Source organism: Proteiniclasticum ruminis, assembly GCF_900115135.1.
GTDB classification, from domain to species: Bacteria; Bacillota; Clostridia; order Clostridiales; family Clostridiaceae; genus Proteiniclasticum; species Proteiniclasticum ruminis_A.
This window is the reverse complement of sequence record NZ_FOVK01000025.1, coordinates 1-11070: the sequence shown is the minus strand read 5'-3', so window position 1 is coordinate 11070 and position 11070 is coordinate 1. Positions and strand designations below refer to the sequence as shown.

Here is an 11070-nt window from a genome sequence, read left to right as displayed (position 1 = left end):
TGTTCCCACCATATATATGGCCCAGTGGCTCAGTTGGTTAGAGTGCCGGCCTGTCACGCCGGAGGTCGAGGGTTCGAGTCCCTTCTGGGTCGCCACATGCTGGTGTGGCTCAATGGTAGAGCAGCTGATTTGTAATCAGCAGGTTGATGGTTCGATTCCGTTCACCAGCTCCATTAAACTCACTATTTAGGTAGTGAGTTTTTTATTTTGCCAAAATATATCATGGTCTAGATTTGTTTATGAAATGTGAGCATTCTGTGGAAAAGTAGGGAGTTATACCAAAGTTATCCACATTTCTTGAAGGTTTACTGTGTGTTTTTACATTGCTTTGTGGATAACTTTTTATTTCCAGGAAAAAATCTAGACCAGAAAAAGAACAGTTCTGAGGATGATACGGAATAAAGTGCAAAAGAAAAAGCTTAGGCGTCCTAAGCTTTTTTATTACGTTCATGATTCTTTTTGATCCGAAGATCATCCCCCAGGAATTTGAACAGATTGAAGTCTCCTACGAGCCTGGAGTAGATTCTCTCATCATACTTATCCTTCAGGTTTTCAATGGTGAGGTTTGTTGAAATCAGCATTTTTTTCTTTCTGAGGAGCTTGGAGTTTAAAAAGTTGAAGAGCTCCACCTTACTGAATTCTGTGGTCAGCTCTGTACCCAGATCGTCAATGATGAGAAGATCGCAGCCCAGAAGCAGTTCAAGGAGTTCCTCATTTTCATTGAATTTCACATCCTTGAGATTCTGTATGAGACCGTCCGCAGTGCGGTAGACCACAAGATATCCGGCAGTCAGAAGTTCTTTGGCGATGCAGCTGGAGAGGAAGGTCTTGCCTGTTCCTGGGCTGCCATAAAAGAGAAGATTTACAGAGGAGTCTTTGAAGTTCCTGATATAATCCATGGAAGCTTCCAGAATGTTTGCCATGTTCTCTTTTGGAGACAGAGGATAGGGACCTTCTTCGTCATCATAGAGGTCGAGCCTGAATTTATCAAAGGTGAACTCTTTGATGAGGGCATTGAAGTCTGAGGTTCTGTGATAGGCTTCAATGAGATGCTTTTTGTAGCAGGTGCATTTTTCCTGCCTGATGTAGCCTGTGTCCTGACATCTGCTGCAGGCATACTGATGGTCCAGATAGTTTAAGGGATAGCCAAGACTTGTGAGAATCTCCAGCCTCTTGCCTCTAAGATCGACAATCTCGCTTTTCAGCTTGGAAAACTCTTCCGGATGATTCACGTTCTTTTTGAAGTTCAGGACAGCAAGGTCCATACTGAGTTTCGCGATTTTCTTTTCGATATCCATGAGCTCCGGTGCTTTTGCTTCTACTTCCATCTTTCTCTTCAAGAGAGAAGAACGTTCCTCCTCCCGCAGCTCTTCGTATCGCTTCATGATGATTCCATGGTATCCCTTGATCATTTATCCCACCCCAATAGTTTTCGTTCTAGCTCGTCATAGTCATATTCCCGTTCGGTGAAATCTTTCTTTACGGTTTTCTTCTGTGCAGTCTTTCTTGGCTTTCGCTCATTTTTCTCCAGTTCTTCCAATGTCTTGATCCCATCTTTCAGCCACGCTCTGAGAATGCCGTTGATATAGCCCATTTCCACTTTTCCAAGGGTATTGAAGCTGATGTCGCAGGCCTTCAGGATCATTTCCGTAGTGAAGCCATAGGTATAAAACCACTTTTCCAGAAGATCCTCTTGAGGCTTTGGAATGTCTTTTTCGCTGATGCCCAGATAAGTCAGCACCTTTCGGTAGTTCGTCCACTTGTCCTCATGTTTTCTGATGTTCTGCTGGGCAAGCTCCTGGGTTTTGATTCCCTGGCTGTCCCAACTGATGGCCACGGTTTCAATATAGCGCATACTGGTTTTTCCTTTGGAGACGCAGTGCTGCACCAGAAGAATAATCACTTCTTCCGGGAAATGATATTTTTCCTTGAAATAGAGGAATTTCTCTGCATCAGAGGAAGAGAGCGGTCTGCCCATGAGCATGGATATTTCATGCAGCAGTGGACTTCTGTCCTCAACAGGACTGGAAACTGGTTTAGGCTCCGGTGTTGACTCTGTTGAAGAACTCATTTCTGGCTTCTTCTTGGGGAGCTCAGGATTTACCAGAGCTTGGCTCTCTTTGATTTCAATGGACACATTCCCATAAGCATCGATGGTCTTCATGGAAAGAAGACCCACTTCATCCCAATAGGTCAGGGCTTTCAATACATCTGTCTCCAGGAGTCCTAAAATTTCAGCAAGAAAAGCAGTGGTTACGCCATCTTCTCCCATTTGGGTATAGCGCAGCAAAGTGATGTATACTTTCACATACTCACCTCTGGCTTTAGGCAGATAGTAGTCCACAAAGCTTGCGGAAAGGGTCACTGTATTTGTTTTATAGGGACGTAGCATAATTGTGCTCATTGTTATCTCTCCATTTGATTACTAAGAAAATTATAGCAGAAACAGGGAATCTTATTCAGTAGCCTGTTTCTGTATTATTTGCAAAAGAAGGGACCTTAAGAAGGTCCCGTGCTATAAAGAAATGATATTGGGATCCTTTAGTGGGATGGTAGCCACCACAGAATCTTTCTTGAAATTGAAGTTTTTCCACAGTTCAAACCGGTCTACCCGATATCGGATGCCAGCATTCTTTCGGAGAACATTCTGGTACTGGTTGAGGTCCTTTGTGATGCCCCCATTATACAGCACAAGCTGAACAGACTCTTTCTCTTCCACTTCACTTTCCTCCCGGACTTTGAACCCGTGAAGTGAGAGCATGGTGTTGAAATTTCTGGAGAGGCTTTTCACATAGCCGAAGTTCAGGACTTCGAGACCGATGGTCTTCAGTTTTTCATCATAGCTGAGTTTTCCTTGCACATCAATCTTAAAAAGGCGGATGGGTTTGGCCATGTCTTTGATGATTTCTTCCAGCTTGAAAAGATCCGGATCTTCTATGGTCTCAAGAACGATGCCATAAAAAGCAGTTTTCTTTTTGGGTTTAATTTTCTTAATGAGATGTCTTGTGGAATTTTCTATGGCTTTTCCAGATTCTTTGTCTAGAAGTGCTACAAGATAGTATTTCATCAGCTGCTGCCTCCGCGATTGTTTTTTTCTATTATACCATATATGCAGGTTCTCATAGGGGCTACCTGTCTACGTTTCGAAGAGCCACTCTGGTCTATTTTTCCAAGGGCTCTTATCCTATGAATCTGCTGTTCATGAAGAACCTTGATACATCTAGATTATAGCGATTTATTCATTTCCCGTAAAGTTCATAATTAGTGAAGATAAAGGGTGCAGATTTGTGATATAATGTATTGTGTTATTTTATCATGGGATGATTGTAATGTGGCTTGAATGCCATTTGATTTGAGATGTGACAAAAGAGAGTGCCCATGCTCTGAAGAGTTCAAAAAAAGCGATGAATATTAAAGGTGGACTATATGGAAAAATTAATTATCAATGGTGGAGCAAAGCTTCATGGAGAAGTGGAAATCAGTGGAGCAAAAAATGCGGCAGTAGCCATTCTTCCCGCTGCAATTATGGTGGGAGAGGGAACCAGTATCATAGAGAATATTCCTGATATTGACGATGTGCATTGTTTAGAAAGGATTATTGAAGCCATTGGCGGTAAGATTGAGAAGAATGGAACAACCTATTCTCTGGACTGCACTGGAGAACTCAAGGTCATTGCAGATACTGAGGATGTCAGAAAAATGAGAGCGTCCTATTACTTGGTAGGCGCTTTGTTAGGCAGATACAAGAGTGCCAAGGTGGAGCTTCCTGGAGGCTGTGCCATCGGCGTCCGTCCTATGGACCAGCATATCAAAGGGTTTGAGGCACTTGGCGCTAAGGTGACCATGGACCACGGATCCATCTCTGCAAAAGCGGAGAAGCTTATCGGTGCCAATATATTTTTTGACGTGGTATCCGTTGGTGCCACCATCAACGTGATGCTGGCAGCCACTCTTGCGGAAGGCCAGACTGTACTTGAAAATGTAGCCAGAGAACCCCATGTGGTGGATGTGGCGAACTTTCTCAATACCATGGGGGCGGACATCAAGGGCGCAGGTACGGATGTCATCAGAATCAATGGTGTGGAGAAGCTTCACGGATGCACCTACAGCGTGATTCCTGACCAGATTGAAGCAGGAACCTATATGATTGCCACCGCAGCCTGCGGAGGTCGTGTGACTATAAAAAACATCATTCCAAAGCACATGGAATCCATTTCTGCGAAGCTTGAAGAGATGGGCGTTCTTGTGGAGGAGCTCGATGACAGCCTCATCATCACATCAGACCCAGAAAAGCTCATTGCATGCAACATCAAGACTTCTCCTTACCCAGGATTTCCAACAGATGTGCAGCAGCCTATGAGTGTTCTTATGAGCATTGCAAAGGGAAGAAGCATCATCAATGAGAGTATCTGGGAATCCAGATTCAAGCATATGGATGAGCTGAAGAAAATGGGCGCCAGTGTCCTTGTGGAAGGCAGAACTGCCATTATAGAAGGGGTATCGAAGCTTTCAGGGGCCAATGTCCGGGCAACGGATCTTCGTGCTGGGGCAGCCATGGTCATTGCAGGACTCATTGCAGACGGCAAGACTGAAATCAGTGATATTGAGCACATTTACAGAGGCTATCCTGATATTGAAAAGAAATTTAAAGCTCTTGGAGCAGACATTCACGTGGAAAACAACTAGGAAGTGGAACTATGATTTTTTGTTCATTATACAGCGGCTCCAGCGGCAACAGCATCTTTGTCGCTTCTGAGAAAACAAGGCTTCTGGTGGATGCCGGTCTCACCGGAAAAAGCATCATCAGCGCCTTGGAGAACATTGGAGAAGAGCCTGGAGAACTGGATGGAATCCTTGTGACCCACGAGCACATTGACCATGTGAAAGGGGTTGGCATTCTATCCCGAAAATTTGATATCCCTGTGTATGCAGATGAGAAAACCTGGGTCGCCATGGAGCGCTGCCTGGGTAAAATCAAAGAACACAACATCAAAGTCATTGATGGAAATTTTGAAATCAAGGATCTGGATATTTCCAGTTTCCGTGTGCCCCATGACGCAGTTTCCTGCCATGGATACACCATAGGTCATGGTGAGAAGCGGGTCAGTGTGGCTACAGATATTGGTGTTTTTACGGAAGAAATCCGCAGGGCGATTCTGCATTCTGATCTGGTTCTTCTGGAAAGCAACCATGATGTGGAAATGGTGAAATTCGGTCCCTATCCCTATGAGCTGAAACGGCGCGTACTCAGCGAGCTGGGGCATCTCTCCAATATGGATGCAGGCCTCGCAGCGTTGGAGATTCTGAAGGAAGGTCCGAAAAAGATTGTCCTTGGCCATCTGTCAGGTACAAACAATATTCCGGAACTTGCCTATAAAACAGTGGAGAATATTTTTCTGGAAGAGAAACTGCGCATAGGTCCTGGTATGGATGTTGAACTGTCTCTTGCCAGCAGAATCAGACCTTCCAGCTATACGGAGGTATAAGGATGGAATACACATACAGCTGTCTTGAAGACTATGATATGGCCATAGATGATTTTATTCTAGAGCATGAAACATTTCCCATCATTGAGAAGGATGAGGAGCATCTTTGTGCTTACTGTTCTTCTAAGTCAGCCTACAGGCTGAGTTTAGGGAAGCTGGTGGAAAAAGATCAGTAGGGCATGATATAATAACAAAGCATATTTTATACAGTAGAGGAGATTTATCAATGAATTTATACAAGCGTTGGAACGATATGGTAGTGGATTATGTGAAGACCAAGGGTGAAAAAGCATTCTGGGATGAGTATTCTAAAGTGGAAGGCACCATCTATGCAAGAATCCTTGAAAAGCCCGAAGAGAAGTTCACCTATAAAATCGGAGAACTGGCGAAGGAAATCGGCACAACTCCAGAGTTTGTCATGGGGTTCACAGATGGAATCAATGATTCCCTGAATACCACTCTGGATCTGGAGACCATCGGGGAAGAAGATGCGATTATCCTGGATATCGATCTTGAAAGACTATATTACAATATGCTGGATGCGAAAGCAGAGTATCTATATAATATTCCAGCCTGGGATCATATTCTCACAGAAGAAAAGCGGGAAGAACTGGCAAAACAGCTGAAGGATTCCAGAACCGTCCGTAATGAGAACAAGGTGGGCAGAAACGATCCATGTCCTTGTGGAAGCGGAAAGAAATACAAAAAGTGCCATGGAAAATAATCAGAAGGCATAGGAACATATACTGCAGATCCATGACATAAGTCAGGGTCTGCTTTTTATTTTATGAATACTTCTTCTTTTTTTTGAAACCCTTTTATAAATGGGACGGGGTACCATAGAGGAAAACAAAGAACAGGAAGAAAATGGTGAATATATGAAGAAGAAAGTATGTATCGGTATGTGTCTGGTTCTATCCCTAGGTATCATCTATGGATGCTCCAGTTTGGATCAGACAAATGAAGGGATGGACCCTGGCACCTCGGTGTCTATGGAAGAACCGGAAAAGTTTCAGGTGTATCCGCTTGGAAATGGGATGCACAGGATCCTGATCACAAACCGCTTTGCAGAAAAGAACATAGAATCCCCGGATGCGCTTTATTTTTATAATGAGCAATATGAAAGTCATTTTCTCATCAAAGAGGAGAAAAAATCTGAAGCATGGGGCAGCCTTTCCTTGGAGGAGTATCTGAGCCTTTCAAAGGAGAGCATTTCAGCCAGACTGGAACAGGTGGAAGAAGTCTTTGAAGTGACGCTTTCCTTCAAGCCCAATCAGAAAGAGTACTATATCAGAGGAACACTGGAAGGCAAATCCATTACCTATGCAGTGGAAGTCATCGAAACGGAGAAAGATTACATTGAAATGATCCTGTGGAGCTTCACAGAAAATATGGAAGAGAACAAGGGATATTATGAAGATCTCTTGCGGTCTTTTGAGAGGATGGATGTAGCTTCAGAAAATTCTAAAGGAGAAATGAATGAACCAGAACTTTGAAGTGCGGATCATTGCCGTGGGGAAGCTGAAAGAAAGCTATTTGCGGGAAGCCGAGGATAAACTCAGCACCCTCTTAAGAAAGAAAGTGAAACTGACCCTTTGGGAAGTTCCGGATGAAAAAACAAAAGAAGGCGCCAGTGAGAAGGAAATCGAAAAGGTAAAAACACTGGAAGGCAAAAAAATGTTAAAACACTTTCTGCCCTCAGGGAAGATTGTGGCGATGGATTTACGAGGGAAAAAGCTGAAGTCTGGGGAGTTTAAGCGGATGATAAAAAAGTTTTCAGAAGAGGAAACTGCAGTGCAGTTTGTCATTGGTGGAAGCCTTGGCCTATCTGAGGAAATTCTATCCATGGCACACCAGAAAATTTCATTTGGAGAGATGACCTATCCTCATCAGCTGTTCCGAATCATGCTGCTGGAAGAACTTGTGAAAATAGAAGACAGAGTTTAAAGGAGAAAGCAATGCAAGAAAGGCAAACAAACAGAAGGACATCCAGAAGGAAGACGCACCACTTTGAAGGAATCCAGATCCTCCTCTATTTATGGGTCTCGGTGATTATTTTTGAACTATTCTTAAGAACCCAGACGGAATCCGGGTTCTTTAATGAAGGTATTTTTTATTCGCTTCTTTTATCCAGTGCACTGGTATTTCTTTTTTATCTTCTCAGCACATTTCTGCCAAAGAAAGCAAAGAAAGTGTTCTTAGGGTTTTTCCTGGGATTCATGACACTGCTTTTTGCTTCTCAACTTATTTACTACAAGATTTTCAAGACATTCTATACGGTTTTTTCCGCGAAGAACGGAGGACAGGTGCTGGAATTCATCAATGACATTCTGTTTGCCATGGGCAAAAATGCATTGGGCTTACTGCTTCTTTTTGTTCCGCTCCTTGGGTATGTTCTTCTCAGTGTGAAAGGAAAGAATCTTAAAACAAGATATCAGCATACCTGGTTTGAAAGAGGATTTGTTGGTGTCCTGATGATTCTTTTCTTCGGCAGTGCCCTCCTAGGCATCAACTTAGGAAATCAGGATGTGAACTCTGCCTATGACCTTTATTATAGAAACAATTATCCTGTCGCCAGTGTCAATAAGCTGGGACTTCTTACCAGCATGAGACTGGATCTTCAAAGAACCATTTTTGGATTTGAGCAAGTGCTGGCACCACCGCCACCAAAAGTGGAGATTCCGGATGTGGCGGAAGAACCTGAGAGTCCTGTCAATGAGGGCCCTGAGGAAGAACCTGCTCCAGTTTATGAAGAGCAGGTGGCGGATATTGACTTTGAAAAGCTCATCGCAGAAGAAACCAATGAGAATCTCAAGAATATGCATGTGTACTTCAGTGAGAGAACGCCAACGAAAGAAAATGAGTATACAGGTATGTTTGAAGGATATAATCTCATTCTCATCACAGCAGAAGCCTATTCTCATTATGCCATCGACAAGGAACTGACTCCTACACTGTATAAGCTTGCCAATGAGGGGTTCCGGTTCACAAACTTCTACAATCCCATCTGGGGCGTCAGTACCTCTGATGGAGAGTATGTGGCCACCACAGGGCTGATTCCAAAATCTGGTGTATGGAGCATGTATAAGTCCGGAGCCATTTCCATGCCCTATGCCATGGGAAATCAGCTGAGACCTTTAGGCTACAAGACCATGGCCTATCATAACCATACCTATGACTACTATGAGAGAGACATCTCCCATCCAAACCTGGGGTATGACTATAAAGGACTGGGTAACGGCCTCAATGTGAGAAAGACCTGGCCGGAGTCGGATCTTGAGATGATGGAGCTGACCACGGATGAGTATATGAAGGATGAACCGTTCCATGCGTACTACATGACGGTATCCGGTCATATGCGCTATGATTTCAATGGAAACTACATCGCCTATAAAAATAGAGACCTGGTTTCCCATCTGCCTTATGGGGTGGGCGGAAAGGCCTACATGGCGACTCAGATAGAGCTGGACAAAGCTCTGGAGCATCTTCTGGCCAAACTGGAAGAGTATGGGGTTGCAGATAAGACCCTCATCGCCATGAGCGCAGACCATTATCCTTATGGTCTTGAGAAAGCGGATATCGATGAACTGGCAGGTCATACTGTAGAAGAGAACTTTGAGCTTTATAAATCCAGCTTTATCCTATATGCAAAAGGCATGGAGCCTGTGACCATTGACAGACCGGTTTCCAGTCTTGATATCATCCCGACCATTTCCAATCTCATGAACACAGACTTTGATTCAAGGCTTCTCATGGGCGTGGACATGCTTTCGGATGCCCCTCCAAAGGTCATCTTCAATGACAGAAGCTTCATCACAGATGTGGGCAGCTACAATGCGACCAAAGGTGTGTTCACTGTGAATCCAGGGGTCACCATGACGGAAGAAGAAAAAGAAACCTACAGAAAGGCCGTTTCTTCTGAAATCGAAAGACAGTTTTACTACTCTGCGATGATCCTCGATACGGATTATTATGGAAAAGTTTTAGGCAAATAGAGAATATAATACCTGCTGCATTCAACAAGTGCAGCAGGTATTATTGTCTTAAGAATCCTTGAAGATTTCCAATATTCTTTGTAGAATTCCAAGAGCCTTTCTATAATGAAGAAGATGGACAACAGTTTGTTCACCTAAAATAGATTCATTGAAGAGATTGGAGAGAAACGATGAAGATAACAGTTTTAGGGTGTGGCAGATGGGGGTCTTTTATTGCGTGGTATTTGGACCGCAGAGGGCATGAAGTGTCCCTTTATGGAAGAGAAACCTCCAGAAACATGGCGAGATTTCTGGAAACCCGTGACAATGGACTTCTGACACTACCCGAATCAATCACACTGACAACAGATTTAAGTAAAACCAGAGAAGCGGAGATTGTGATCATTTCCGTGAACTCCCAAGGGCTGAGGAGCCTTATGGAAGAGCTTTCAGCCTATGAGCTGAAGAATAAGACCTATGTGCTGTGCATGAAAGGCATGGAGATCTCCACAGGAAAAAGACTGACAGAAGTCATGGAAGAGTTTATGGACATAAACTCCAACGTGGCGGTATGGCTGGGGCCTGGACATGTTCAGGAGTTCTATCGCGGAATTCCAAACTGTATGGTCATTGACGCCAAGGAAGAAGAGACAAAAGATCTTTTGATTCAAGCCTTCTCTTCGGATCTTATCCGGTTCTACTATGGCAATGATCTCATTGGGAATGAGATCGGAGGAGCAACGAAGAATATCATTGGTATTGCGGCTGGGATGCTGGACGGACTGGGATTGTCCTCGTTAAAAGGGGCGCTGATGTCCAGGGGCACCCGGGAGATTTCAAGGCTTATGGAAGCCATGGGCGGAAATGGGATCTCTGCCTATGGGCTCTGTCATCTGGGCGACTATGAGGCCACGGTCTTTTCGAAATACAGCCACAACAGAATGTTCGGGGAGCTCTTTGTGAAGAAAGAGGACTATGATTCTCTTGCAGAAGGATACTATACCGTCATGGCCATCATGAAGCTATCAAGGAAATATCATGTGGATCTGCCCATCTGCAGTGCGGTCTACGAGGTTCTCTTTGAAGGAAAAGAACCCAAAGAAAGTCTCAACAGATTGTTCGTAAGAAGCTTGAAAGAAGAATTTTAATCCTTTGAAAGAGTACTGTGGTGAAGCCTGAATTGGTTTCACCACAGTTTTTTTGCCTGTCATGAAACTCAGGAGAAAAGTAAGAGATTTTGTATCGAAAAATCAGGCTTCGATATAAATCAACAAAATGAACAGTTTTTCAAGCATTCGTTGCCGATCACCGCGGTCTTTCGACGCTCTTTTGGCGCTCCATGTCAGATGGATCTTCACCGGAACAGCATGGTGTTGATACTTTTTAGGTCGTCCACGCTTCTTTTTCACGCCTTCTTCCGCACCCTCCGGTGCGTCCAGCGCTAGACCTTCTGTCTTGTATTCCAGTGTTTGTTCCACCACTTTCTCCATGGTCAGAACTTCGCCGCTCTCTTCGTTTTCAGAAGTCACTTTCCATCCATCGGGATTCAAGGCCAGTTCTTTAAACTCTTGCGTGGATCGTTTCAGCGTATAGCTGATTACAAAGTTATG

11 protein-coding genes, 2 tRNA genes and 1 pseudogene are annotated in these 11070 nt (G+C 44.0%); 10 read left to right on the top strand and 4 right to left on the bottom strand.

The annotated features are described in order from the left end of the window. Positions 1–18 precede the first annotated feature (18 nt). Together BM243_RS14775 and BM243_RS14770 are read left to right on the top strand one after the other, a co-directional pair. Positions 19–95 (top strand) — tRNA-Asp (locus tag BM243_RS14775). Positions 96–98: 3 nt separating this feature from the next. Beyond that, positions 99–173, top strand: a tRNA-Thr gene (locus tag BM243_RS14770). A 255-nt stretch (positions 174–428) separates the two neighbouring features. On the opposite strand, the gene BM243_RS14765 is transcribed toward BM243_RS14770, so the two are convergent. The 3 genes from BM243_RS14765 to BM243_RS14755 form a co-directional block, all read right to left on the bottom strand. After that, complete coding sequence (locus tag BM243_RS14765) at positions 429–1412, bottom strand: ATP-binding protein (protein ID WP_074913353.1); 984 nt, start codon at positions 1410–1412, stop codon at positions 429–431. Next, the gene (locus tag BM243_RS14760; protein WP_074913352.1) at positions 1409–2404 is read right to left on the bottom strand and encodes a DnaD domain protein; all 996 of its coding nucleotides are present in this window, start codon (positions 2402–2404) and stop codon (positions 1409–1411) included. The genes BM243_RS14765 and BM243_RS14760 overlap by 4 nt, the downstream gene beginning before the upstream one ends. Positions 2405–2515: 111 nt before the next feature. Further along, positions 2516–3067, bottom strand: a complete 552-nt coding sequence (locus BM243_RS14755; protein WP_074913351.1) for a hypothetical protein — start codon at positions 3065–3067, stop codon at positions 2516–2518. Positions 3068–3426: 359 nt separating this feature from the next. Between BM243_RS14755 and BM243_RS14750 the strand changes: the two genes are divergently transcribed. The 8 genes from BM243_RS14750 (at position 3427) to BM243_RS14715 (ending at position 10608) form a co-directional block, all read left to right on the top strand. Further along, complete coding sequence (locus tag BM243_RS14750; RefSeq protein WP_074913350.1) at positions 3427–4686, top strand: UDP-N-acetylglucosamine 1-carboxyvinyltransferase; 1260 nt, start codon at positions 3427–3429, stop codon at positions 4684–4686. Between the two features lie 11 nt (positions 4687–4697). Then, positions 4698–5486 (top strand): MBL fold metallo-hydrolase, encoded by a 789-nt coding sequence (locus tag BM243_RS14745; RefSeq protein WP_074913349.1) that lies wholly within the window; start codon positions 4698–4700, stop codon positions 5484–5486. A 2-nt stretch (positions 5487–5488) separates the two neighbouring features. Beyond that, positions 5489–5662 (top strand): CxxH/CxxC protein, encoded by a 174-nt coding sequence (locus BM243_RS15145; protein WP_143093607.1) that lies wholly within the window; start codon positions 5489–5491, stop codon positions 5660–5662. A 50-nt stretch (positions 5663–5712) separates the two neighbouring features. After that, positions 5713–6210 (top strand): SEC-C metal-binding domain-containing protein, encoded by a 498-nt coding sequence (locus tag BM243_RS14735; protein WP_074913347.1) that lies wholly within the window; start codon positions 5713–5715, stop codon positions 6208–6210. Between the two features lie 154 nt (positions 6211–6364). Further along, a complete protein-coding gene (locus BM243_RS14730) occupies positions 6365–6982 on the top strand; it encodes a hypothetical protein (RefSeq protein ID WP_143093606.1) in 618 nt (205 codons plus the stop codon). Next, positions 6966–7433 (top strand): 23S rRNA (pseudouridine(1915)-N(3))-methyltransferase RlmH, encoded by a 468-nt coding sequence (locus BM243_RS14725; protein ID WP_074913345.1) that lies wholly within the window; start codon positions 6966–6968, stop codon positions 7431–7433. The genes BM243_RS14730 and BM243_RS14725 overlap by 17 nt, the downstream gene beginning before the upstream one ends. An 11-nt stretch (positions 7434–7444) precedes the next feature. Continuing rightward, positions 7445–9481: an LTA synthase family protein gene (locus tag BM243_RS14720; protein ID WP_074913344.1), complete on the top strand. Its 2037-nt coding sequence runs from the start codon at positions 7445–7447 to the stop codon at positions 9479–9481. Positions 9482–9651: 170 nt separating this feature from the next. Next, the gene (locus BM243_RS14715; RefSeq protein WP_074913342.1) at positions 9652–10608 is read left to right on the top strand and encodes an NAD(P)H-dependent glycerol-3-phosphate dehydrogenase; all 957 of its coding nucleotides are present in this window, start codon (positions 9652–9654) and stop codon (positions 10606–10608) included. 102 nt (positions 10609–10710) lie between these two features. On the opposite strand, the pseudogene BM243_RS15325 reads toward BM243_RS14715, so the two are convergent. Beyond that, positions 10711–11070: pseudogene (locus tag BM243_RS15325) on the bottom strand (hypothetical protein); the annotation flags it as partial.